This is a genomic window from Pedobacter alluvionis, assembly GCF_003664035.1.
GTDB classification, from domain to species: domain Bacteria; phylum Bacteroidota; class Bacteroidia; order Sphingobacteriales; family Sphingobacteriaceae; genus Pedobacter; species Pedobacter alluvionis.
In genome coordinates this window covers 318,747-344,251 of sequence record NZ_RCCK01000011.1, presented here as the reverse complement: position 1 = coordinate 344,251, position 25,505 = coordinate 318,747, and the positions used below count along the sequence as shown (strand labels likewise).

The following is a 25,505-nucleotide window of genomic DNA, read 5'->3' as shown; positions in this document are numbered from 1 at the left end:
TGACGTTGCTAACCAGCATCTTTTACAACATTCCCATATTAAAACATTCCAACAATCCTTATCTTTGCAAACAGATGGAAAATATATTGGCAAAACATGATCTGGCTGGCGGATATTGCAACAGTTTAACAGCTTATTCGAGATACTTAACCCGCGAGGTGAATATTGGTGATATTGCATTGGGTGGACATAATCCAATCCGTATCCAATCGATGACCACTACCGATACCATGGATACTCTGGGTACGGTAGAACAGACCATCCGCATGGTAGAATCGGGTTGCGAATATGTGCGTATTACTGCTCCAAGCATTAAGGAAGCCGAAAATCTTGCCAATATTAAAAAGGAACTGCGTTTCCGAGGATATAATGTTCCGCTAATTGCCGATATCCACTTTACCCCAAATGCTGCCGAAATGGCCGCCCGAATTGTAGAAAAGGTGCGTGTTAACCCTGGCAATTACGCGGACAAAAAGAAATTCGAGAATTTAGAATACACACAGGATGCTTATAATGCAGAGCTAGCCAGGATTTACAAAAAGTTTATCCCTTTAGTAAAAATCTGTAAAGAGTATGGTACGGCCATGCGCATCGGTACCAATCATGGTTCACTATCTGACAGGATTATGAGCCATTACGGTGATACCCCGAGGGGAATGGTAGAATCGGCAATGGAATTTATCCGCATGTGCGAAGACCAGAATTACTTTAACCTGGTGATCTCGATGAAAGCCAGTAATACCCAGGTGATGGTGCAGGCATACCGTTTATTGGTAGAAACCATGGCTAAGGAAGGCATGAATTATCCTTTGCATTTAGGTGTTACTGAAGCTGGTGATGGAGAAGATGGTCGCATTAAATCAGCCGTTGGTATTGGAACCTTATTGGAAGATGGATTAGGCGATACTATCCGTGTTTCCCTAACCGAAGATCCTGAATTTGAAGCACCGGTGGCTAAAGCTTTGGCAGACCGCTATGCTTTAAGGAGTCCGAAGTCTGAAGTCGGAAGTCTTGAGTCGATCACACTACGCTCAACTTACAACCCTTACGAATACAATCGCCGCATTACCACTCCGGTTCAGCACATTGGTGGTCATCACCATCCGGTTGTAATGATTGATGTTTCGAAAGAAAATTTAAAAGATCCTTACTTTTTAAGTTCGGTTGGTTATAACTATAGTGCAGGTTTAGATAAATATAACTTGGCCGATCAGGCATGCGATTTAGCTTATTTAGGAGATAATTTACCTTCTTTCTCTTTTCCGGGAAATTTAAAACAGGTTTATAATTATCAAACCTGGTTAAAATTAAAGGATAAGAACAACTGTCATCCGTTATTCTCTTTAGAAGAATTTACCAAAGCTGATCACAAAGATGATCTGTTAAGCTTTGTTGAGGTTGATGCACAACAATTTAACAATGAAATACTTGCGCAATTGGATAGCACGGTTGTTTTAATTCTAGATACTTCTGCAACACATGGCATGGCCGAGCAAAGGGCCTTTTTTGTAGCCTTGCAAGAACAAAAAAATCAGGTTCCGATAATTATTAAAAGGACTTACCAAGGTGCAGATGCTGATCATTTAATGCTTTATGCCGCTACCGATATTGGTGCTTTATTTACTGATGGTTTTGGCGACGGCATATGGATTGACGCAGAAGGACAAAATCTTTCGTTGATCAACTCGACCAGTTTCGGGATTTTACAGGCTACCCGTACAAGGATCAGTAAAACAGAATATATTTCTTGCCCAAGTTGTGGAAGAACACTTTTCGATCTACAAGAAACCACACAACTCATCCGATCGCGTACCGATCATTTAAAAGGTATCAAAATTGGTATCATGGGCTGTATTGTTAATGGCCCAGGCGAAATGGCCGATGCCGATTACGGTTATGTTGGCACCGGACCTGATAAAATTACCTTATACCGCGGTAAAGAAGTGGTAAAGAAAAATGTAACTACGGCTTATGCACTTGATGAACTGATCGATATCATCAAAGATGATGGCAACTGGGTAGAGAAGGTTTAATAATTAATACAGCGCGCCGTGGTCTGTTTCCCACAGACCACTATACTGTCATTCTGAGCGAAGCGAAGAATCTATATCCTGGTAGCACCGACTGACTTACAAACTACTGCCATTATTAATACTAGCACGGTTTAACAGCAGCAATATTCTTATTCCGTGGTCTGTGTCCCCACAGATCACAATTATAATTACTCGTTTATTTTTGGCCTGTGGGGACACAGACCGAAGATTTAGCAGATTCTTCATTGTATTCAGAATGACAAAAACCAGATCAGCATTAAATTTTATGACCAATAAATACTAAATTGCCTTGATGAATATCCCCGAGTTTCAATACCTGTTTAGTGAACTTAGAAACTTGCTCGCTGGCAAAGGCCTTGCTGGTAGCGAACTCATGTATTCTTACTTTTTTATTGGGCTGCTTGGTGTTATTTTATTTCTATACATTACTATATTTTTAACCCGACAGCTTTTTATCGGGGTGGTAAAAAGTGCAAAAACCAAATCCGATTGGCAAAATGCATTGTTCGAGTTTAGGGTTTTTAGGGCATTTGCCCTAATATTTGGCGCATACATTATTCACAATGTTGTTCCTTATCTTTTTATCGATTTTAAAAACGGGTTATTTTATGCTTTAATATTTGCTAAAATCTACATGGTTTTAGCCGTAATGTTTGCTGTAAATGCATTTCTGAATGCTTTGGTGTCCATTATGGAATCATCAAAGAAATATGCCGATAAACCCATAAGAAGTTACAAACAGGTAGCGAAAATTGTGTTTTACATTGTTGGTTTCGTGTTGATTCTAGCGATTATTCTTGGCGAATCCCCCCTGTATGTTTTTGGTGGTTTCGGTGCTGTTACCGCTGTTTTTATTCTGGTTTTCAGAGATCCTATTTTAGGTTTCGTAGCGTCTGTACAAATGAGTGCCATTGATCTGGTAAGGGTAGGCGATTGGATAACTGTAGAAAAATATGGCGCCGACGGTGAAGTAACTGAAATTAATTTAACCACTATTAAGGTGCGAAATTGGGATAAAACGGTAACCATAGTGCCGAGTTATGCCATTGTAAGTGAATCTTTTAAGAATTGGCGTGCCATGGAAGAAAGTGAGGGCAGGAGGATCAAACGACACATTAACATTAAAATTTCGAGTATTAAATTCTGCGATGAGGAACTGATCGGGAGGCTACAGAGCATCGATTTTTTAAAGGATTATCTGAAAGAAACTCAAACTTTTATTGAACGTTATAACGCCGAAAACACGGTAAATCCAAATAACTTGGTTAACGGTCGCCACATGACAAATATTGGCACTTTTAGAATTTATGCAGAAAAATATCTGGAAAGTAATCCACACATTAATACCGATTTAACCTTTATGGTACGCCAACTGCAGGCAACAGAAAACGGATTGCCTATCGAGATTTATGTTTTCTCGAAAGAAAAAGGTTTAAAACGTTTCGAAGAAGTAGCAGCCGATATCTTCGATCATTTACTGGCTGCAGTACCCTATTTTGATCTCGAAATTTTCCAAAGCCCTAGTGGTAGCGACATGCGTAATTTTGTGAGGAGAGGTGATGATTAAGTCCTCAAGTTGTTAATTACTTTCGTACTTAATGATGTAATCTACCCTGTCCTTTACATACTCAATCATTTTTTGATTTTTAAAATCAAACCACAGTTGTCGGTAATCTCCTGAATTATCTATTTCATATTTAAATTCTCTGAAAGGCTTTCTTTTATTAAGTGCCTCGATTAGTGTAACTTTTATCCGTGTATTATCAGGTAACCCGTCTGTGAAATCTTCCATAAATCTAAAAGACTCAGTCGAATCTGGTTTTTCAATTTCCTTATACTCACTTGAATTTGTTTTTAACTCTTTTATATCCTCATCCCATGCATCATTGTCGGCAGGATCAAAGCCTTCGTCGTTTGGTATAAAAATCAGTCTATTATTTTTAATGTTCCAGTGGCATACGAAACCTCAATCGATTGTATCTGCAATTTCTTTAATTTGTTCTGAGGTTAAAGCAGTCATAACATTTAATTATTCTTCCCCCAAAAATACCAAAACCTTTTCACAAACCTTAAACAAAAGCGGTGGTAAAGTTTCGCTGGTATAAGGCTGTGTTGCTCCATACACATGGTTGGCGCCTTCAATTTTGACTAGCCTGCTGCCCGGATTGGCTTCTGCCAAGGTTTGTGCGGTTTCAAAAGGAACATTTACATCATCATCGCCATGGATAATTAACCAGGGGATATTTACCCGTTTTGCTGCATCTGTAATATTTAATGCCGCTGCGTTTTCTTCCAGATCTTCTAATAAGGTTACGTTTAAAGGCATTTGCTCTTTGGTACGGGCATTGGTGACGAATATTTTGCCATTCTTTTTCCATTCTGCCTCTTGTTCCTTTTTCCAAAGGCTACTAAAATCTGCAATGGCACTCCAGGTAATCAGTTTTTTGATCCTTAAGTCGTTAGCAGCTTCGATAATTGATAGGCCACCGCCGCGGCTATGGCCGATCAGGTTTACCTTGGTGTCTTTACCGTAGGCTTTTTCGATAAAATCGAGTACCGCATTTACATCAAAAAGCTCTTTTGATACCGTATTGCTGGCAAAGGCATCCATATCGGTTACATCTTTAGGATCATCAACCAGCACACCGCTATGTGATAAATTGAACTTGATGTAACGGTAACCATTGCTGGCAAAATACTGGGCTACCAAATTATGTGCACCCCAATCTTTAAAACCTTTAAAGCCGTGTACAAAAAGTATGATGGGCGTGTTTGGGTTTTTTTCGTCAAAAGTGATATCGCCGATAATTAATTTTCCGTCTGCACCGCTAAGGCTAAAATTGCTTTGTGTAATCATAATTTAAAGGAGTTGATATAAAATATAAACTTACGAAATCTGATTTTGTTGTGTGTTTTGTATTGGCTTGATGATATTGTTGTTGTGCAGGCACTATGAAAACCGTTCATGGAATCAGAGGACAATGTTCTCTAAACCTGATAGGCGTGAAAATACTTTTTGATGTGGGTCTTCGACAGGCTTAGACTAACATTCACAAAAAGATTGTAACGAATAGCGGGACTAACACTGAAAATGAAATACAGGTTTTGCTTTTCAAAAAAGGCATAGTCAGGTTGTTTTCTTATGATAATACCATGCCCAGCCAATAAGCAACAGCTGAAAAGGCAACCTCGCCCATGCTATAAACGGCGTTATCAATATTTTACCCAACATAAAAGGTGCTTTCTGGATCATGTAGATGTGCGCAGGTATAAAGGCAATTAACATCAGGATAATCAGCACAGCGGCAAACTTTCTAGTCTTCTTAATCAATAATAAAATCCCAAAAACGATTTCTAATACTCCAGAAAAATAAATTAAAAATCCATGCGCAGGCAACCATTTTGGCATAATTACGTAATATACTGCAGTGGATAAAAAGTGATTACATCCTGCCAGAACGTAGAAAAGGGCATAAACCCAGAGAAAAATTTTATAGATTGGTCTGTTTATCATGATTGATATATGGTTTAATCTTAGGGGGTTGTTATTTAAAACCGTTCTAAATTGATGTAAATTACAGGTTAATGACAGTCACATGCCTTCACCATGTTACTTTTGTATCCCGATAATAGTTAATAACGGAAGCACTTGGAATATTTAAAAGTAATAGCTTTTACGCATCACCACATCGACCTGAAATCTTTAGGGAAATTAGTTATTTGTGATCAGAGTTTAGATAGCAGGTTGAAGAATGTTCAAGCAGAACTTCCCGTTAGTGAAATTTTCTATATCGGAACCTGTAACCGTGTGGAGTTTGTTTTTCTTACCAAAGAGAAAACTGACAAGGAATTTGTAACCAGGTTTCTTACTGTTTTAGACATGGGATTGCCTCCTGAATTTATGGAGCGTTTCCTGGATAATGTTACGGTGTACGAAAACGAAGAAGCTTTTAACCATTTGCTCAGAACATCATGTTCTTTAGAGAGTTTGGTAGTTGGCGAAAAGGAAATCCTTGCACAAATCCGTAAAGCTTACGAAAACTGCCGTGATGCTGGTTTTACCGGCGATTACATGCGTATGATTATGGATCGTGTGGTTAAAACGGCAAAGGAAGTGTATACCCATACCAATATTTCAAAAAATCCGGTTTCTGTTGTTTCATTGGCCTACCGCAAACTAAAAGAGTTAAATATGTGTGGCAACTCGCGGATCTTAATTATTGGAGCGGGCGAAACCAATCAGAATATTGCAAAATACCTCAACAAACATAAATACTCCAATTTTTCAATTTTCAACCGTACGTTTTCAAAGGCCGAATCTTTGGCCGTAGAATTAGGTGGTAAAGCTTATCCTTTGGCAGCGCTTGAAGATTTTAATGAAGGATTTGATGTGATCATTACCTGTACCGGTTCAACGGAGGCGATTATTAACGAAGCGTTGTACGCTAAGCTATTAAATGGCGATCAAGGCAAAAAGGTAATAGTAGATTTAGCCATTCCAAACGATGTTACACCTGCAGTAATCCATAACAATCCTGTACATTATATTGAGGTCGAATCGCTGAAAGAGGTGGCACGCAAAAATATCCAGGAACGTTATAATGAACTGGTGCATGCCGAAGAAATTATCAGCAATAACATTACCGAATTTTTCTCTGTTTTAAAACAGCGCCGAATCGAACTGGCAATGCAAGAAGTGCCAAGGAAGATTAAAGAAATCAAAAATACAGCCATAAATGGTGTGTTTGCAGATGAAATTGGTCAAATGGATGAAGCCTCGCGCGAAGTTTTAGAACGTGTAATGAACTACATGGAGAAAAAATACATCAGCGTTCCGATGGTAATGGCTAAAGAAATTTTGGTTAATCAATCTTAAGTTTAACCGCAAAGGTCGCTTAGGTTAGGCGCAAAGAACACCAATCTTAGTTTTTATCATTCTTCGGTTGTGTCATCCTGAATGAAATGAAGGATCTTTCTTTTACCAGGCATTTCCCGCAACGAATTTCTTATCATTATACTGGAGGATAGTGAATTCGGGTATTGTCACCTGACTTAGTCTATATAAAGAGATTAGTGTAAGATGGTAACATCTTACACCACGAATATACTGTCAATCGCGTAATGTCATAGAAATCCTTTAAATTATCTCTTCTGTAACCTCACTGTCTCATTTTTAAACAATTCATGGTATAAACCACTAATTAAATTAAATTTGCAACTCATTTAACCTTTATAGTGAAGAAATTAACCATTGGAACACGCGGTAGCGACCTGGCTTTATGGCAGGCAAATCATATAAAAAATGAATTGTCTGTAATTGGAATAGAAGCAGAAATAAAAATCATTAAAACTCAGGGCGACAAAATCCTGAATTTAAGATTAGATAAACTGGAAGGGAAAGGCTTTTTTACCAAAGAATTGGAAGAAGAGCTTTTGGGTGGAACAATTGATCTGGCTGTACATTGCCTTAAAGATTTACCAACTACACATCCCGAAGGATTAATTATTGCGGCTTTACCACCAAGAGAGGAAGCAAGTGAATATCTGTTGATTTTAAAAGATTGTGTAGATGTTTCGCAGAAGCTGTCGTTAAAAAAAGGTGCTATGGTTGGTACTTCATCTAACCGTCGCAAAGCCCAGCTACTGGGCTTACGGCCCGATTTAGAGGTTGAAGATCTCCGTGGAAATGTGCCTACCCGTATCCAAAAACTTCGTGACGAGGATTACGATGCCATTCTGATTGCAAAAGCTGGCGTTAAGCGCTTAAATCTTGATGTTACTGATTTACATGTAGAAGAATTGGAAACCACTGAGTTTATTCCTGCTCCCGCACAAGGCGCTTTGGCTATTCAGATCAGGGAAAACGATACTGAACTTTTTGATGCACTGCAAAAATTGCATGATCCGGAGACCGCGGAAACGGTAACTGTAGAACGTAAGGTTTTAAATCTTTTTGAAGGTGGCTGCCACATGCCTTTAGGCTGTTATTGCAGAAAGGAAAACGGAAAATTCGAAATTTGGACTTCAAAAGCCGAAACCGCCGACCATTTTCCTGAACGTTTGTTTTTGCGTGCAGAAAGTACCGAAGGTTTAGCCGAAAAAATTGTAAGCAAATTTAATGCAGAAAGAAAGAAGCCGGAAAAGGTTTTCATTTCACGGGAAATCGGCGAGCACAGTTATTTCCGTAGGGCATTAGAAAATAATAATATTGAAATAGAAGGACGTTCATTAATTCGGACGTTCCCGATAGTAACTGTTTTAGATCAGTTTATTTTGAAGCATGTAGACTGGGTTTTCTTCAGTAGCCGCAACAGCGTTGAATATTTTTTCAACTTAAAACCGGTACTGCCAAAGAAAACAAAGTTTGGTGTGGTGGGAAGAGGTTCAGAAGATGCCTTACGTAAATTTAATCACGTTGCTGATTTTGTTGGTGAAAGTGGCGATATTACTGAAGTAGCTGAAGATTTTGCAAAATTGGTTAGTGGTCAGCAAATATTGTTTCCAAGAGCACAGGATTCTTTGCAGTCTATTCAGAAATCATTACCAGCTGATGCTAAAATAATCGATCTGCCGATTTACGAAACAGTAATCGAAGAAGATATAGATCAGAGTTATGCCGATGTGCTGATTTTTACCAGCCCTTCAAATGTTGATGCCTATTTCGCAGATAATTTATTAGAACCAGGCCAGCAGGTAATTGCAATAGGAAACTCTACAGGTAAGAAGTTTGATGAAATGGGCGTGAAATATACTTTGCCATACTCGCCTGATGAAATTGGATTGGCTGAAGCGGTTTTTGGAATAGAAGTAAGGTAGAGGGTGGAAAGGTAGAAGGTTTTAAGATTTAAGGTAAAAGGCAGAAAGACTAAAGCGCAAAGCTGATTATCTCAGCGGAAAATCATCTGTGAAATCCAAAAATCTGTGTAATCACCCCATAAGGGAAAAATTAAAAGATATTCAGGCCTTGATACTCGATACTAAAATCTCGATACTTCAAATCCTTATACTAAATACTTGAAAAAAAAATGTTAAATCGTCCGCGAAGATTACGGAAAAATCCGTTAGTGAGAGAGATGGTAGCCGAAACAAGGTTATCGAAAGATATGTTTGTGTACCCTTATTTCGTTGTGCCGGGCAATAATGTTATTCATGCCATTGATGCAATGCCAGGTGTAAACCATTATTCGGTTGATACTTTGGTAAAAGATGTGGAAGTAGGATTGAAAAAAGGACTCAACAAAATCATGCTTTTTGGTGTTGGCGACGAAAAATCTGAAGATGCAAAATCTGCTTATCATGATCATTCTTTAGTGCCAACGGCGGTGCGCGAGTTGAAAAAACAATTCGGTGACGATTTATATGTAATTACTGATGTTTGCGTTTGTTCTTATACCAGCCATGGCCATTGTGGTATTTTAGAAAACGACTATGTTCAAAATGATAAAACAGTTGAGGTAATCGCTAAAATGGCTTTAACTCATGCCGAAGCTGGTGCTGATATGTTTGCACCATCGGATATGATGGATGGCCGGATTGAAGCTATGCGTAATCTTTTAGATGAAAACGGTTTTGTAAATGCGGCTATTATGAGTCATGCTACCAAGTTTGCTTCAGCATATTATGGCCCGTTTAGGGAGGCAGCAGATTGTGCACCAAGCAAAGGCGATAGAAAAGCTTATCAGATGGACTTCAGAAACCCGCTGGAAGCTTTAAGAGAAGCGCAGCTGGACGAACAGGAAGGCGCTGATGTGTTAATGGTGAAACCGGGTTTAGCTTATTTGGATATCATCCAAAGGTTAAAACAAGACACCAATTTACCAATTGCTGTTTACAATGTATCTGGCGAATACTCAATGGTAAAAGCAGCTGCGGAACGCGGTTGGATAGACGAACAAAAAGTAGTAATGGAAACCATGCATGCCTTTGCCCGTGCAGGTGCAAGCATTATTACCACTTACCATATTAAAGATATTTTAAATAACAATTGGATGTAATTTGAGCTGAAAGCTTAAAGCCAAAAGACCAAAGCTATTTTATAGCGCTTCACTTTTCGCTTTAAGCTTTAGTCTTTCAGCTTTTAGCTTAATAAAAATGTTAGATTCATTAAAGAAAATGTTTTCAGGCAACGAAGCCGATATTCCGGTAAATACAGGGAGTAAACCTGATATTTCTAGAGTAAAATCTGCGGAATTGTACGAGAAATCAAAAACGTATTTCCCTGGTGGGGTAAACTCTCCGGTAAGAGCTTTTAAATCTGTTTATGGTACGCCACTTTTTATCGAAAAAGGTGATGGCTGCTTTATCTGGGATGCCGACGGTAATCAGTTTATCGATTTCTGTGGTAGCTGGGGTCCACTAATTTTAGGACATAACAATCCTAAAATCCGGGAAAAAGTTACCGAGGTGATGCAGAATGGAATGAGCTTTGGTGCGCCAACGGCTTTAGAAAATGAATTGGCTGAGCTGATTATTAAAAACAACCGTTTTGTTGAAAAGATCCGCTTCACCAGTTCAGGTACCGAAGCGGTAATGTCGGCAATTCGTTTGGCACGTGGATTTACCAGTCGGGATAAGATTTTAAAATTTGAAGGTTGTTACCATGGCCATAGCGATTCGCTTTTAGTTAAAGCAGGTTCTGGTCTGGTTACTTTTGGAGAAACTTCTTCAGCAGGTGTACCAAAATCTTTTGCAGAGGAAACCATTGTGATTCCTTTAAATGATAAAACAGCTATCGAACAAGCTTTTGCGCAGTTTAAAGATCAGATTGCTGCAGTAATTATCGAAGGTATTCCGGCGAATAACGGTTTAATCATGCAAGATGAAGAATACATTCATTTTTTGCGTAAAATTTGTACCGATAATGGTTCGCTTTTAATTTTTGACGAAGTAATTACTGGTTTCAGGGTAGGTTTTGAAGGAGCAGCAGCACATTATGGTGTTACGCCTGATATTGTTACTTATGGCAAAATCATTGGAGGTGGATTACCCGTTGGGATGTATGGTGCGCGCGCTGAAATTATGGCGCATATTTCTCCTGACGGTGGTGTATACCAGGCAGGAACTTTATCTGGGAATCCTGTGGCTATGGCAGCTGGAATTGCCACTTTAACAGAATTAAATAAGTCGGGTTTTTACAAAGATCTGAATAATAAGGCACAAGAATTTGTAGCCAGTATTCAGCGATTTGCCACCGCGCGTAACTATAAATTTAAAGTATTCACCATTGGATCTATTTTCTGGTTTGCTTTTACCGATAAGGATAAAATCCAATCGGCTGATGACATCGATGCTGGAAGCATGGAGAAATTCAAAGTGATGCACCGGGAGTTATTGAATAGAGGGATTTATTTAGGTCCATCGGGATACGAAGTTGGTTTCGTATCTTCAGCACATACAAAGGTTGAATTGGAGAAAGCGAAAAGAGCTATTTTTGAAGCATTAGATTTGGTATTTAAGAAGTAGCTTTTAACCCATTATATGATACTGTGCGATGGTTAGTGGAGACACGAACCATGGAGAAAAATAATCTGTGTAATCACCCAATCTGTGTAATCAAACCGCAGGAAAAATCGATAAATGAAGAAATCTATAATTATATTTTACGCATTATTGCTTTATGCGATGATTCAACTCATTTCGTGGGGAACATTGGTGGTGCGTTTGCAACCCAGTCGCATGACGATGATTATGGGTGAAGGATCGGTATTTGTATTTTTGCTTTGTATTGGTGGCTACTTTCTCCATCAATCCTTAAAACGTGAAGATAAATTAAGAGAACAGCAACAGAACTTTTTAATGTCGATTACACACGAACTTAAATCACCTTTAGCGGCAATAAAACTTTCAATCCAAACTATTGTTAAAAGAGATTTAGATAAGGCAAGGCAAACTTCATTATTAAATAATTCGTTAAAAGATATAGAGCGTTTGGATGATCTGGTCGAAAACATGTTGTTGGCCACCAAAATCGAAAACCGATCTTACACTTTTCCGAAAGAAGAATTTAACTTTTCGGAGTTGGTATATAAAATTACCGATCGGTTACAAGTTCACTCTTGTGGCAACGAACAATTAATAAGTGCTCAAATTCAGCCAAATTTGCAGATAATGGGTGACAAATTTGCCTTATCGTCAGTTGTAACCAATTTGATCGAAAATGCAGTTAAGTATTCAAGTCCATGTGATGAGATAAATGTGCATTTAAACGAAGTTGATGGCCATATTCACTTAAGTGTTATAGATAAAGGGCCTGGTATTTCAGATGCCGAAAAAATGTTGATATTTGATAAGTTTTACCGCGTTGGTAACGAGAATGTCAGAAAAGCGAAAGGAACAGGTTTAGGCTTGTTTATTGTGAAAGAGGTTTTACAATACCATGATGCAGATATTACAGTAAAAGACAATTTGCCTCGAGGAAGTATTTTTGAAGTAACATTTAGTTAATCTCAATTATGTCACAAAAATTAAGAATTCTATTGGTAGAAGACGAGGATCACTTGTTAGATGCTATCAAATTAAACCTCGAACTTGAGGGTTATAAAGTTCACGCCGTTAAAGATGGCAAAACCGCTCTTAAAATTTTTAAAGAAGAACGCTTTAATCTAATTATTTTAGATGTAATGTTGCCTGAAATGGATGGCTTCCAGGTTTGCGAAACAATCCGTTTAGAGAATGCAGAAGTTCCGATTATGTTTTTAACAGCTAAAAACACTTCAGAAGACCGTGTTTTAGGTTTGAAAAAAGGAGCTGACGATTATTTGGTTAAACCATTTAACTTAGAAGAATTAATTCTTCGTGTGGGTATTTTGGTTAAACGCAGTTTAAAATCTGACGATTTAAAAGAATTGAATTCTTACAAAATTGGTGATAAAACGATCTATTTTAACTCTTTCGAATTGAAACATGATGATGGTACCATCACACCATTAACCAAAAAAGAAACGATGTTGTTGAAACTGTTGATCGAGCGTAAAAACGATGCAGTTTCGAGAGAGCAGATTTTAGAAACCGTTTGGAATTATGATGTTTACCCGTCAACCAGAACGATTGATAACTTCATTTTAACGTTCCGTAAGTATTTCGAACCAGATCAAAAAAATCCTGTTTATTTCCACTCTATTCGTGGTGTAGGCTATAAATTTACTGATAGTCATTAATGTACAATAATAAAGGCAGATATGCTTTAATGGCAGTTTTTGTGCTGGCTGCGTTGGTTTGTATTTTTTACAATCAATACCAGTTAGCCGCTGTCTCAGGGCTTTTATTTGCTTTTGTTGTTTGGAGCCATTTTAAGCATAGTTCAGTTTTGATGGCATCGAAACATTTCAAAAATAACGAATTCGGTAAAACCAAAGCCTTATTGGCAGAGGTGGTTAAGCCAGAGCGCTTAGCTAAAAATCGAAGGGGTTATTACGAATTTATGCAAGGCAATATGGCTTTGAAGGAAGAAGACTACGATAAGGCTGAATATCACTTTCAGTTGGCGAGTCGTTTTCCGGTGGGCGGAAAAAACGAGAAATCGTATGTGCTGATTCATTTGGCTAATCTCGCTTTGCGGAAGAAAGACAGAGAAAGGGCCGAAGCTTATACTAAATTGGCTAAGGAACTTGCCGAATCGCAACGCTCGAAAGACATTATCGTTAAGATTGAAAAAGAAATAAGCAAAATATAATAGGACTATTGTCGTTTTGAATAAACGAAGCACCAGTTTTTGATAAAAAGGTACTTCGTTTTTTTTTTATTTAATACCTTTGCCCAATTAAATTTTAAGCCATTCGTCATCCTGAATTCAGTTCAGGATCTAAAAAAAGATGCTGAAATAAATCCGATAGCTATCGGATCAGCATGACGCGTAGTGCGACACCAGATACAAATCATGAAGAATAACTTATTTTTAGACGCTGCATTTTCAAAACAAACCGAACGCCCGCCAGTGTGGATGATGCGTCAGGCAGGCCGTTTTATGCCACAATATTGGGAAATTAAAAACAAATACTCTTTTTTAGAGATGTGTAAGACTCCCGAAATTGCAGCCGACGTAACGATGTTACCTGTTGATTTATTGGGAATTGATGCCGCAATTTTATTCTGTGATATTCTGGTAACCGGAGAGGCCATGGGAGGTGATTTAAGTTTCACACAAGGTGTTGGTCCAAAGTTTGCAAACCCTGTACGTACCGCGCAGGATATCGAAAATCTAAATGTTGATTGTCTTGACGAATTGCAGTATGTAGCTGATGCCATTAAAGTGATTCAACAACGCTTAAATGGAGACATTCCTTTAATTGGCTTTGCTGGTGCACCATTTACGGTAATGAGTTATTTAATTGAAGGAGGTTCATCTAAAGATTTTAAATTAACCAAACTCTTTATACACAACCAACCAGAACTGGCGCATAAACTTTTGGCTAAAATTGCTAAAGTAACGGCCGATTATCTGAACCTTCAGATTGCTGCTGGAGTTAATGCAGTTCAGATTTTCGATAGTTGGGCGCTTGCTTTATCATGGAATGATTATCAGGAGTTTTCTCACCGTTATATCCAGGAAATTATTGCCAACTTGAATAGGAAAGATATTCCGGTAATTTCTTTTTGTAAAGGAAGTTCGGTTTTTGCACCAATTATGGCAGAGGCTAAACCAGACGTAATTTCAGTTGACTGGAATGCAGATTTATTGAACATTAAAAATGCTTTGCCAGCTGGTATTGCTGTTCAGGGAAATTTAGATCCACATATTTTATACGCAGATAAAGCAGTAATTAAAGCACAAATCCACAAGTTATTCGAACGCATGCGTGGTACTGAAGGATTTATCTTCAATTTAGGTCATGGTATTATGCCAGATATTCCTTTCGATAATGTGAAGTATGCCATTGAGGTAGTGAAGGAGTTTAGGTATTAACCCCTAAATCCCCTAAAGGGGACTTTGAACAGCGAACCCGAATTGTTATATTTGGATATATAGGGCTACTTATTCTAAAAATTTTTCTAATGAAGAAGATCGAAGTTATAGATATGTTGAAAGAGATGCCAGATGAATTTTCTGCAGATGAATTGATTGAGCGGATACTGTTGCTTCAAGAAGATGATTCTGGATTACAAAAGATTTCTGAAGAGCAGGCTGCACAGAAATTATAACTCTTTTATATTAAATGATCGAAAGCTTATTGCCATTTTACCAATATTTTAAAGCTGTACACATTGTGTTTGTAATTAGCTGGATGGCTGGTTTATTTTATATTTTAAGTCTTTTTATTTACCACACAGAAGCAAACGATAAACCTGAGCCTGAAAAAAGTATCCTCCAAAAACAGTTTGTTAAAATGGAAGCTACTTTATGGAAGATTATTGCTACCCCGGCCATGATTATTTCCGTTTTAGCGGGTGTATTTATGCTTACTTTAAATCCAGACTTGCTTCAAGCCAATTGGATGTGGGTAAAGCTAGGTTTTGTTGTTGGATTGCTCATTTATCATTTCATTTGTCAAAACATCGTTAAACAGCTTAAAAACGATCATTACAAACTAACCAGCTTTCAGTTGAGGTTGTGGCGTGAGCTGGCCACTATTTTTATGATCGCCATTGTATTTGTAGTGATCTTAAAAAGTGCAATCAACTGGATTTACGGTTTAATTGGCATTATGGGGGTTGCCATGGTCATTATGATCGCCGTTAAATTGTATAAAAACTATCGGAAAAAGCGCGGTGAATAGTCTTTTACCACAAAGACATTAGTCACAATAATGCTATCTGGTAATTATAGACGTTGTAAAAAAACTTTGTGTTCTTTGTGCCTTGGTTGTCAACCAGCCAGCAATTTTGTTTCCTTTTCGTAAACTTCATAAACTCTTCATTTAAATAAACCAAAAACTATTCTAAATTTGGGCGATAAAATCCAAGCGCATGTTTACAACCCCGGACCTGAAAAAGTCCTTACTACTGATAACTTTTCTTTTTAGTTCTTATTTTGCTTCGGCACAGTTTAATCAATCGGCCTTCGAAAACAGGATCCGTCCTGATAGCAGCTTAACCAATGAGGTTCACTTCAATTTCTACAATTTAAATTACGTCCGTAATTACGAGTATACCAACGATTTTCATGATGGCTATACTTTGTACGGAACGCAATTGCAGCCGCAGATCGTTTATTATGCACATCCAAACCTCGCCATTACTGCTGGTGCTTTTATCAGAAAAGATTTCGGGCGGAACGGAATTTCTGATGCCAAACCATTATTTAGCGTAAAATACCATAAGCGTAACCTCACCTTAATTTTTGGGAGTTTAGAAGGAAACATTCAGCATAAATATATTGAACCTTTATACGATTTCGAAAGAACATTAACTACGCCGATTGAATATGGAACACAATTATTGGTAGAACGCAAGAAATTTACTTTAGATGCCTGGATTGCCTGGCAAAAAATGATCTACAAAGGTGATCCGGCTAAAGAAGAAATTATTGGTGGTTTATCAACCGAAAGTTTTTTAATCAAAAATGATGATTGGAAGTTAAGTATTCCTGCACAGTTTTTGGCTTTCCATCAGGGCGGGCAAATTGATGTTTTAAAAGAAATCCCGATTACCACCATGTTTAATGGCGCAACAGGTATAAAGCTGCATAAAGACATTAATGCTAATATTAAACAGGTATATACCGATAACTATATTGCCGTTTACAAAGATTTCTCTCCAGATAAAAGAAGGGCTTACCAAGGTGGTTTTGGTTTATGGTTAAATGCTGGTGTAGAAAGTAAATGGGGAAGTTTGGTGGCCTCTTACTGGAAGGGCAATAATTTTATTTCAATTAAAGGTATGCCACTTTATGAATCGGTTTCAGATAACCTGTACAGTCCGGGCTTGAGACAAAGTTCAAGAAACATTGTTTCATTGCGTTATGCTTACCAAAAAGAGTTAATCCCACATTTATACCTTGATGTGCGTTTCGAACCGCATATCGATCTTGATCATACCGATAAACAACTTCAGTTTAACCACTCCTTCTTTTTGACCTATAAACAGGATTTCAAGTTGTTTAAAATGAAAAAGGATGGAATGTAAAAGGTGGGAAGGTTTAAGTTGATTAAATTCATGTCATTTCAAACCCCGTAGGTATATAAACCTGCGGGGTTTATTGTTTATAGACTTCCGAAGTTACCCCTGCGCCCAACACCTTTGAAACTTCCGAAGTTCGTGCCAACTAAACCCGATAACAGTGGAAATCCTTTTTTCTGTAGCAACCTTGAATATAACTATCATGCTGAGGCACGAAGCATCTGCAGCCGATGAAACAGATGCTTCGTGCCTCAGCATGACAGAAGTATAAAAAAGATTGCAGCGGATAGCGGGACTAACACCTCAAAAATGCTTCTGTCTTTGCTTTTCAAATCAAAAAACTATATCTTTCTTGGAAATTATTATAATCATATCTATCTGATAATCAATAACTATATTTCTGAATTTAACTTTATTTAACTTTTTTTCTCTCCTCATGCAACCATTGTTTGTAATCTGCCATCTTCTATATACAAACACACAATGAAATTGACGCGAAGCTATACGATAAACGATTTGATGGAAGGCTGCAAAGCTGGCGACCGGAAGATGCAGGAGCTGCTTTACAAGCAAACTGCATCTAAGATGTTGGCCGTTTGTATGCGCTACGCCAAAGATAAGATGGAGGCAGAAGATGTGCTGCAGATGGGATACATTAAAATTTTCCAAAAAATAAAAGAGTATAGGGGTGATGGTTCTTTTGAAGGCTGGATTAGAAGGGTGATGGTGAACACTGCGATTGAAAGTTACCGTAAAAATTTACGCAGCTTAAATGTTGTTGAAATAGATGAAGCTTATGAGCAACCGTCAACGGGATTTGATTTTGGCACTTTGGGAATGCAGGATTTGATGAAGGTGATACAAAAATTAGCTGATGGTTACCGCATGGTTTTTAACATGTACGTAATAGAAGGTTATTCGCACAAGGAAATTGGAGAAACGCTTGGGATCTCTGAAGGCGCGAGTAAATCGCAATTATCGAGAGCAAGGGCAATATTAAAAGAAGAAATTATAAAAATGGAGGGATTTGGTTATGCAACCTATACGGGATAAAGATTTTGATCAGTTATTTAAAGATGCTTTTGCTGATGCGGAAGTTACATCTTCGAGAGATTTATGGAGCAGCATTGAAAGCGAAATAACACCGAAGAAAAAAAGAATCATACCAGTTTATTGGTTATCGGCTGCAGCGGTTTTGCTTATCGCTACAATTGGAATTTTGGTTTATCAACAGCAGAATAATACTAGTGAGGGTAAACAATTAGCCAATAATACAATTGAAAAGCCTAAGCCAGTAGTGGAAACACCAGTTGTAAAAGATCAGCCACCTGTAGTAGTTGAACCGGTTAAAGATGTTGCACCAATTTTACCAGTTGAGGCTAAACCAGCAAGGGCTATTGCCAAAACAAAGGTGAAACAAGATAAACCTGCTTTAGAGCAACCGCGGATAATTACGGCCCCTGAAATGCAAAAGCAAGAAACCATTGTGGCTAAAGTTGAAGAGCCTAAAAAAGATATTAGAACTAAGATAGAAGAGGCGATTCTGCAACCCAAAGAGGAAACTGTAATAGTTGCTAATCCTACAGCCATTAAAACGGATGATCCCATTAACGAAAACGAACAGAACAATAAAGGTATCCGCAATGTTGGCGATGTGGTAAACCTGATTGTTAACAAAATGGATAAAAGAAAAGATAAGCTAATTCAGTTCCGTACTGATGATGATGACTCTTCTTTATCATCAATCAATATCGGTCCGTTTAAAATAGGTAAACGCAATAAGAAGTAAACAGTTTTTAGTTAGCAGTATCAAACATTTAAACTTTACAACATTCAATAATTCACTCATTTAATAACTCAACAACACACAGATATGAAACGTCTAATATTTACAACACTTCTGGTAAGCGGACTTGCCGGTGTTATGGCTCCAGGTGCTTTTGCACAACAAGATTCGACAAAAAGGAATAGAAGAGATTTGGATTATGGTATTGTAAAAATAACCAGGGACGACAAAGATAGCGTAAATAAACAACCAAAAAACGGACGTTTTGTAGGTGGAATTACTTTTACCAGGGTTGATTGGGGATTTTCCAGATTGATAGATAATGGAAGTTTTAATTTATCACCTAATAATGATTTTTTAGATTACAAAGGTGGAAAAACCAGCACATTCTCTTTTGATGTTTTACAGTTTGGCTACCGCTTTAATTCTAACTTTAAAGTTTATGTAGCAGGAGGATTTGATTGGACCTTAATCCGTTTAAGAAAAGATATTACTATTGCTAAAAACGCTAACGAGTTTGCTTATACCGATCAATCACCAGTACATTTCTCTAAAAACCGTTTCTCCAGCAGTTATGTACATATTCCATTAAACTTCGAATTCCGTACCAGCGAAAACAAAAACGGCAAAAGATTTTACTTGGTGTTAGGTCCTGAGGTTAGCTTTTTGCTAAATGGAAAAATTAAACAGATAAGCGAGGAACGTGGTAAAGAAAAACAATATGATAGCTACCACTTTCAATCGGTTCGTTACGGAGGTACAGTTAGATTTGGCTACGGCGGTATAGGTTTATTTACCAAATATTACTTTAACGATATGTTTACTACCTCTCAACAAGCTGGCTTAAAGAATATGAGTTTCGGGGTTACATTCGGGCTAAACTAACCCCTAAATCCCCTAAAGGCGACCAATTAATCTATTTAGATGAGATAACCTAAAAAACATAAAGTTAACACACAAATGAACAGATCCTGTTTCGGTTAGGCGAGACAGGATTTTTTGCGTAAAAACATTTCGCTTTAAGCTTTAGTCTTTCTGCTTTAAGCTTTATATTTACCGCGTGAGCAATACCCTAATCAGCGTTAAAAATTTAACCAAACAATATCAGGCAGAGCAGGCCGGTGGAATCAAAAATGTAAGTTTTGACATTAAAAGAGGTGATGTGGTTGCCATTATCGGCGAGAGCGGTAGCGGAAAGTCAACTTTATTAAAATCCATTTACGGATTGCTGAAAACCGATGAGGGTGAAATCTTTTTCGAAGATCAAAGGGTTAAAGGTCCGGATGAACAACTGATTCCCGGCCACAAGCAGATGAAAATGGTTACGCAGGATTTTTCGCTGAATATTTATGCGAAAGTTTACGATAATATTGCCTCACAGCTATCGAATACCAATCTGAAAACCAAGGCCGAAAAAACTTTGGCTATCATGGAACATCTGCGGATTCTTCCATTACAGAACAAAAAAATAATAGAGCTTAGTGGCGGCGAGCAGCAGCGCGTGGCCATTGCAAAGGCAATGGTTGCCGATACGCAGGTTTTACTATTAGACGAACCCTTTAGCCAGGTTGATGCCTTGCTTAAAAACCAGCTAAGGGCTGATATAAAACGCGTTGCAGCAGAAACTGGCGTAACAGTTATTCTTGTCTCTCACGACCCTGCTGATGGTTTATTTCTTGCCGACCAATTACTCATTTTGCGAAACGGCGAACTTTTGCAAACAGGTAGGCCTATAGATATTTATCAAAATCCAAAACACATTTACACTGCTCAGATTTTAGGTAATGCAGTTGTTTTGTCTCGTGGGGATGCAGAGAAAATAGGCTTAAAAACTTTTGCAGGAAATGTGGTTTTTTATCCTGAATGGGCAGAAATTAGCAATAATTGGAGCAGCAGACGTTTTGAAGTAAAAGATGTTTACTATAAAGGATTTTATGACGAATTGCTCTTAGAAAGAAATGGCGTTAGCGTTCGGGCCTTACAGTTGAACAGGGGAGAGCATAAAAAAAACGACCACGTTCAGTTGAACATCAGTCGTTTTTTGGAGTTTTAAGGGCTTTTAGAATTTAATTTCCAGCGTAATCTGATGGAATGATCACAACTTTTACTAGAGTATTATAATTCGGTGGCACTGTGGCTGTTAAATTATTGGTATCCTGAACATCAAACCTTAAGCCTCCATTAGAAACTTTATAGCTAAAAGCATTATAGTTGAATGTATAAGGTAATTGAATATCACCATTTGGATCACTAGGGTGCTCAAAATAGACTAGAACACCTTCGTCATCTAAGGTTACGCCATCAATGGCGGCTAACGGCTTACTTACAGAATAACTCCCATTGGCGTTGCGCACCCATTCATTTGAGTTAATAGTGAAATTATAAGTTTTAGCTCTTAATTCTTGATAGACAGTTTCTTTTTTGCAAGAAGCCAGACCTAGTGTGGCAATGCAAAGCATTAAGATGGTAAATTTTTTCATGTTGATTAGTTTTTATTTGTGTGTGTGATATTGGTATTACAAATCTGCTGCCAAAAAAATAGAATTGAAGATTTATGGATTAATTATTGTGCAACAGATTAAATACACAAATGTTAGTACCCTATTTTTTTAAAATATGAAGCTCTTTTTTCGCCTCTTACCCTGGTTAATTTTAATTGTTGCAGGATACTTATTTATCTCCAAAAAGTTTAGTATCAATACCTCTGTAGAAAGCAAACACCAGCTTCTGGTAGAGAAAATTGAGGCTATTGGTAAATTAGAGCTGGTAAGGTATCAGATCAGCGATGTTCTTGAACATAAGAATAAAACAGATTTTTTACCCGAAGCCAGTGTTTTATTGATCGTTAAAGCCGAAGCAGTAGGCTGTATCGACCTTACCAAAATTACCCGCGAAGATATTGATATTGATGCGGACACTGCTGTAGTAAATTTACCACAGCCCGAAATCTGTTATGTAAAAATCGACCATAAAAACTCCCGTGTTTATGATACGAAAATGGCTTTCTTCCGCGAAGCTGGTTTAGTAGATGAAGCGTATAAAGCAGCCGAAAGACAAATTACTGCAGAAGTTAAAAAATCGAGCATTTTAGCACAAACTAAAACCAATGCGACAACCGTGCTTAAGCCAATTATTGAAGGATTGGGTTATAAAAATGTGAGGTTTACTTTTGAGTAGGGTTTAAGGTGTAAGGTTGAGGGTGTAAGGTTCCTAGCGATCTTCACACCTAATGTCGTCATCTCGACCGGAACGCAGTAGAGCGGAGAGATCTACCTCGAGATGGGTTTAGCTTTTGCTGAGCACTCCGTGGTTCTCAATTTCGTTGTACTCCACTCGAAATGACGATCACCGGTCTTACTTCAAAAAATCTTCCCGATGCGGATTAAAAATATCAACCAATAACCCAGCTTCTAAACAAACTACACCATGAAAAATATTTGATGGGGCAAAGAAAACATCCCCTTCATTTAAGATCTTCTTATCATCCCCCATACTAACTTCAAAACTTCCTTTGGCAACATAACTCATTTGAAGATGAGGATGATTGTGAATGGTACCAATGGCATCTTTTTCAAATTCTACTTTAACCAACATCAGGTTGTCATCGTAAGCCATAATTTTGCGTTTAACGCCTGCTCCTAAATCTTCCCAATTGATATCGCTATCCGAAATTAATGCTTTGTTGCTTAAGTCGTTGAAGTTCATTTTTTCTATTTTTTGCGTTAAAAAAAAATCGTCATCTCGACTGGAACGCAGTAGAATGGAGAGATCTATGCTTGATAGATTTCTCGACTTCGTTGCACTCCGCTCGAAATGACGGAAATATCTATACGGTAAAAGCTTTAAACCAAATACTCAAACAAAGTCTGGTCCTGGTTTAGCTCAATAATTTCAAATTTAAAATCTTTCATACGCTGCAACAAGCTGGCATAATCGTTTTTGTTAGAAAGTTCGATGCCCACCAATGCAGGACCGTTTTCCTTATTCGTTTTTTTAATAAACTCGAAACGGGTAATATCATCCTGCGGACCCAAAACCTCGTTTACAAATAATTTTAAAGCGCCTGGTCTTTGTGGGAAACGTACAATGAAATAATGTTTTAGCCCTTCGAAAAGTAAAGATTTCTCTTTAATCTCCTGCATGCGCTCTATGTCGTTGTTTCCGCCACTAACAATACAAACTACTGTTTTGCCAGCAATCTGATCTCTCAGTTGATCTAATGCTGCTATAGATAGTGCGCCAGCCGGTTCTACCACAATGGCGTCTTCGTTATACAGCTTTAAAATGGTTGTGCAGATTTTCCCCTCAGGGATTAAATGCATCTGATCAAGAAGTTCCTTGCAATACTCGTAAGTAATGTGGCCAATTCTTTTTACAGCGGCACCATCCACAAAGCGGTCTATTTCGTCTAAAGTATAAGGGCCGCCGTGTTCCATGGCGGTAACCATTGATGGTGCACCCAGTGGCTCAACGCCAACCAGTTTTACATCAGGTTTTACGGTTTTCATGTAGGCACTCACGCCAGAGGCCAAACCGCCACCGCCAACAGGCATCACCAAAATGTCTAAATCTGGCAGGTCTTCATAAATTTCTACACCAACCGTTGCCTGTCCTTCAATTACTTTTTCATCATCGAAAGGTGGAATAAAAGTGGCCGATTTATCGGCACTATAGGCCAATGCTTCTTTTAAACAATCGTCGAAAGTATCGCCAACTAAAATGACTTCTACGCTGTCGCCACCAAACATATAAGTCTGTTTAACTTTTTGTTTCGGGGTAATTTCTGGCATAAAAATAACGCCTTTGATACCGAGTTTTTTGCATGAATAAGCTACGCCCTGTGCATGATTGCCCGCACTTGCACAAACAACACCGTTAACTAACGATTCTTGAGGTAGTGAACTGATTTTATTGTAAGCACCGCGCAATTTATAAGAACGCACGATCTGCAAATCTTCTCTTTTTAAATAAATGTTTGCGTTGTAGTGAGAAGAAAGGCCGGCATTAAACTCAAGTGGGGTACGTTTTACCACGCCTTTGAGCCTTTCTGATGCAGATTTAAAATCCAGTGTATGTGGTGTTGTAGTATTCATTGTTGTAGTATCAGGTATAGAGAGAATCAAGTATCAAGACCAATATTCTCTTGTGTTTTTTGTAAAGCAGGGTTTGGTGCTTTTCGGTTATTGCAGTCCTGCTATTCGTTCCAATCTTTTTAAAACTACTGTAATGCTGAGGAACGAAGAATCTGTTTCATCGGTTGCAGATGCTTCGTGCCTCAGCATGACATTGTATCCAGGGTTGCTGCAATTAAAAAGTATTTCCACTACTATCAGGTTTAGGGAAGCGGAGTCGGTGCGTCAAACTGGAACGCCACCCGCTTAACGCTAAACCCTGAGCCTTTAGGCCGTTCGCTAGTCGCTTTTAGCTTTAGTCTTTAACCTTTCAGCTTTTACGCTAAATGCAAAGCAACCAATTGATTCAGATCGTAATCGTTAATGCCCTGTTTGCTATCAGCCAAAACTAAAAACTGTTTGTAAACAATATCTAAATGATCTTTTTCTAATTTATGACCTAAACGGTCTAAATGATGTTTTAAAGCATGGCGACCACTTCTTGCCGTTAATACAATGGTAGCATCAGGGAAACCAACATCTTCAGGTTTAATAATTTCGTAGTTCTCGCGGTTTTTCAAGAAACCATCCTGGTGGATACCCGAACTGTGCGAAAATGCGTTTCCACCAACAATTGCTTTGTTCGGTTGTACCGGCATGTTCATTTGGTTTCTTATCATGTGGCTCATTTCGTAGAAACGTGTCGCATCAATCTGGGTATTTAAACCTAAAATTTTGTGCGTTTTCAAAATCATCACGACTTCTTCCATAGAAGTATTGCCTGCACGCTCTCCGATGCCGTTGATAGTACATTCTACCTGGCGGGCACCATTCTGTAAGCCTGCGATAGAATTGGCTGTAGCTAAGCCTAAATCGTTGTGGCAATGCACAGAGATAATGGCTTTATCTATATTTTTTACGTTTTCTTTTAAATAAAGGATTTTAGAACCGTATTGGTCTGGCAAGCAATAACCGTTGGTATCCGGAATATTAACCACAGTTGCACCCGCAGCAATAACTGCTTCAACCATTTTGGCTAAAAATTCAATGTCGGCACGGCCGGCATCCTCTGCGTAGAATTCAACATCCTCCACAAATTTTTTCGAATACCTTACAGCTTCCACGGCGCGTTCTAAAATTTCTTCGCGGGTACTGTTAAATTTATGCTTAATGTGGAAATCAGATGAACCGATCCCAGTGTGGATCCGCGGTCTTTTTGCATAACGCAAAGCATCTGCGGCAACATCAATATCGTTTTTGTTTGCACGGGTTAAGGCACAGATAATCGGGTTGGTAACCGCTTTTGATAATTCGATTACGCTGTTAAAATCTCCTGGACTAGATACCGGAAAACCTGCTTCAATTACATCAACTCCTAAAAGCTCAAGTGATTTTGCGATTTCTACTTTTTGGTTTGTATCTAACTGGCAGCCTGGAACCTGCTCTCCGTCACGCAATGTCGTGTCGAAAATATAAACTTTGTTTGGGTCGTGAATCATA

The 25,505-nt window shown here is 38.2% G+C and carries 25 protein-coding genes; 18 read left to right on the top strand and 7 right to left on the bottom strand.

The window, feature by feature from the left end:
• Positions 1-74: 74 nt before the first annotated feature.
• The gene (ispG, locus tag BCL90_RS09200) at positions 75-2,033 is read left to right on the top strand and encodes a (E)-4-hydroxy-3-methylbut-2-enyl-diphosphate synthase (RefSeq protein WP_121283725.1); all 1,959 of its coding nucleotides are present in this window, start codon (positions 75-77) and stop codon (positions 2,031-2,033) included.
• Positions 2,034-2,346: 313 nt separating this feature from the next.
• The gene (locus tag BCL90_RS09195; RefSeq protein ID WP_121283724.1) at positions 2,347-3,621 is read left to right on the top strand and encodes a mechanosensitive ion channel family protein; all 1,275 of its coding nucleotides are present in this window, start codon (positions 2,347-2,349) and stop codon (positions 3,619-3,621) included.
• A 12-nt stretch (positions 3,622-3,633) separates the two neighbouring features.
• Here the strand turns inward: BCL90_RS09195 and BCL90_RS09190 are convergent, their stop codons facing one another.
• From BCL90_RS09190 to BCL90_RS09180, 3 genes are all read right to left on the bottom strand, one after another.
• On the bottom strand, positions 3,634-3,975 hold the full coding sequence (locus BCL90_RS09190; RefSeq protein ID WP_262707551.1) for a UPF0158 family protein: 342 nt from the start codon (positions 3,973-3,975) through the stop codon (positions 3,634-3,636).
• Positions 3,976-4,083: 108 nt separating this feature from the next.
• Positions 4,084-4,911, bottom strand: coding sequence for an alpha/beta hydrolase family protein (locus BCL90_RS09185; RefSeq protein WP_121283722.1), 828 nt, complete (start codon positions 4,909-4,911; stop codon positions 4,084-4,086).
• A gap of 270 nt (positions 4,912-5,181) precedes the next feature.
• The gene (locus BCL90_RS09180; RefSeq protein WP_121283721.1) at positions 5,182-5,568 is read right to left on the bottom strand and encodes a DoxX family protein; all 387 of its coding nucleotides are present in this window, start codon (positions 5,566-5,568) and stop codon (positions 5,182-5,184) included.
• A 135-nt stretch (positions 5,569-5,703) separates the two neighbouring features.
• Between BCL90_RS09180 and hemA the strand changes: the two genes are divergently transcribed.
• The 15 genes from hemA to BCL90_RS09110 all read left to right on the top strand — a co-directional run bounded on the left by hemA (position 5,704) and on the right by BCL90_RS09110 (position 20,947).
• Entirely contained in the window at positions 5,704-6,930 is a 1,227-nt protein-coding gene (gene hemA, locus BCL90_RS09175) for a glutamyl-tRNA reductase (protein ID WP_121283720.1), read from the top strand.
• 359 nt (positions 6,931-7,289) lie between these two features.
• Complete coding sequence (gene hemC, locus BCL90_RS09170; RefSeq protein ID WP_208529793.1) at positions 7,290-8,870, top strand: hydroxymethylbilane synthase; 1,581 nt, start codon at positions 7,290-7,292, stop codon at positions 8,868-8,870.
• A 209-nt stretch (positions 8,871-9,079) separates the two neighbouring features.
• Positions 9,080-10,048, top strand: coding sequence for a porphobilinogen synthase (gene hemB / locus BCL90_RS09165; RefSeq protein WP_121283718.1), 969 nt, complete (start codon positions 9,080-9,082; stop codon positions 10,046-10,048).
• A 97-nt stretch (positions 10,049-10,145) separates the two neighbouring features.
• Entirely contained in the window at positions 10,146-11,516 is a 1,371-nt protein-coding gene (gene hemL, locus BCL90_RS09160; RefSeq protein ID WP_121283717.1) for a glutamate-1-semialdehyde 2,1-aminomutase, read from the top strand.
• A gap of 114 nt (positions 11,517-11,630) precedes the next feature.
• Positions 11,631-12,497: a sensor histidine kinase gene (locus BCL90_RS09155; RefSeq protein ID WP_121283716.1), complete on the top strand. Its 867-nt coding sequence runs from the start codon at positions 11,631-11,633 to the stop codon at positions 12,495-12,497.
• Positions 12,498-12,505: 8 nt separating this feature from the next.
• Positions 12,506-13,210, top strand: coding sequence for a response regulator transcription factor (locus BCL90_RS09150; RefSeq protein ID WP_025146905.1), 705 nt, complete (start codon positions 12,506-12,508; stop codon positions 13,208-13,210).
• Complete coding sequence (locus BCL90_RS09145; protein ID WP_121283715.1) at positions 13,210-13,725, top strand: hypothetical protein; 516 nt, start codon at positions 13,210-13,212, stop codon at positions 13,723-13,725. Before BCL90_RS09150 ends, BCL90_RS09145 begins: the two co-directional genes overlap by 1 nt.
• A gap of 204 nt (positions 13,726-13,929) precedes the next feature.
• A complete protein-coding gene (gene hemE, locus BCL90_RS09140) occupies positions 13,930-14,955 on the top strand; it encodes a uroporphyrinogen decarboxylase (RefSeq protein WP_121283714.1) in 1,026 nt (341 codons plus the stop codon).
• A gap of 89 nt (positions 14,956-15,044) precedes the next feature.
• The gene (locus tag BCL90_RS25635) at positions 15,045-15,191 is read left to right on the top strand and encodes a hypothetical protein (RefSeq protein WP_165902760.1); all 147 of its coding nucleotides are present in this window, start codon (positions 15,045-15,047) and stop codon (positions 15,189-15,191) included.
• A 14-nt stretch (positions 15,192-15,205) separates the two neighbouring features.
• A complete protein-coding gene (locus BCL90_RS09135; RefSeq protein WP_121283713.1) occupies positions 15,206-15,766 on the top strand; it encodes a CopD family protein in 561 nt (186 codons plus the stop codon).
• 190 nt (positions 15,767-15,956) lie between these two features.
• A complete protein-coding gene (locus tag BCL90_RS09130; protein WP_121283712.1) occupies positions 15,957-17,114 on the top strand; it encodes a hypothetical protein in 1,158 nt (385 codons plus the stop codon).
• Between the two features lie 477 nt (positions 17,115-17,591).
• A complete protein-coding gene (locus BCL90_RS09125; protein WP_121283711.1) occupies positions 17,592-18,161 on the top strand; it encodes an RNA polymerase sigma factor in 570 nt (189 codons plus the stop codon).
• Positions 18,142-18,897, top strand: coding sequence for a hypothetical protein (locus BCL90_RS09120; RefSeq protein ID WP_121283710.1), 756 nt, complete (start codon positions 18,142-18,144; stop codon positions 18,895-18,897). The genes BCL90_RS09125 and BCL90_RS09120 overlap by 20 nt, the downstream gene beginning before the upstream one ends.
• Before the next feature lie 84 nt (positions 18,898-18,981).
• Positions 18,982-19,779: an outer membrane beta-barrel protein gene (locus BCL90_RS09115; RefSeq protein ID WP_121283709.1), complete on the top strand. Its 798-nt coding sequence runs from the start codon at positions 18,982-18,984 to the stop codon at positions 19,777-19,779.
• A gap of 175 nt (positions 19,780-19,954) precedes the next feature.
• Positions 19,955-20,947 carry an ABC transporter ATP-binding protein gene (locus BCL90_RS09110; RefSeq protein WP_121283708.1) on the top strand — a complete coding sequence of 331 codons (993 nt, stop codon included), beginning with the start codon at positions 19,955-19,957 and terminating at the stop codon, positions 20,945-20,947.
• Between the two features lie 13 nt (positions 20,948-20,960).
• Here the strand turns inward: BCL90_RS09110 and BCL90_RS09105 are convergent, their stop codons facing one another.
• Entirely contained in the window at positions 20,961-21,374 is a 414-nt protein-coding gene (locus BCL90_RS09105) for a hypothetical protein (RefSeq protein ID WP_121283707.1), read from the bottom strand.
• 136 nt (positions 21,375-21,510) lie between these two features.
• Here BCL90_RS09105 and BCL90_RS09100 point away from each other — a divergent pair, with 136 nt between their 5' ends.
• Positions 21,511-22,071 (top strand): DUF4230 domain-containing protein, encoded by a 561-nt coding sequence (locus BCL90_RS09100; protein WP_121283706.1) that lies wholly within the window; start codon positions 21,511-21,513, stop codon positions 22,069-22,071.
• Positions 22,072-22,248: 177 nt separating this feature from the next.
• Here BCL90_RS09100 and BCL90_RS09095 read toward each other — a convergent pair whose 3' ends face one another.
• The 3 genes from BCL90_RS09095 to BCL90_RS09085 all read right to left on the bottom strand — a co-directional run bounded on the left by BCL90_RS09095 (position 22,249) and on the right by BCL90_RS09085 (position 25,504).
• A complete protein-coding gene (locus BCL90_RS09095) occupies positions 22,249-22,599 on the bottom strand; it encodes a cupin domain-containing protein (protein ID WP_121283705.1) in 351 nt (116 codons plus the stop codon).
• Positions 22,600-22,736: 137 nt separating this feature from the next.
• Positions 22,737-23,987, bottom strand: a complete 1,251-nt coding sequence (gene ilvA, locus BCL90_RS09090) for a threonine ammonia-lyase IlvA (RefSeq protein WP_121283704.1) — start codon at positions 23,985-23,987, stop codon at positions 22,737-22,739.
• Positions 23,988-24,343: 356 nt separating this feature from the next.
• Positions 24,344-25,504 (bottom strand): 2-isopropylmalate synthase, encoded by a 1,161-nt coding sequence (locus tag BCL90_RS09085; RefSeq protein WP_121283703.1) that lies wholly within the window; start codon positions 25,502-25,504, stop codon positions 24,344-24,346.
• Position 25,505: the final 1 nt, after the last annotated feature.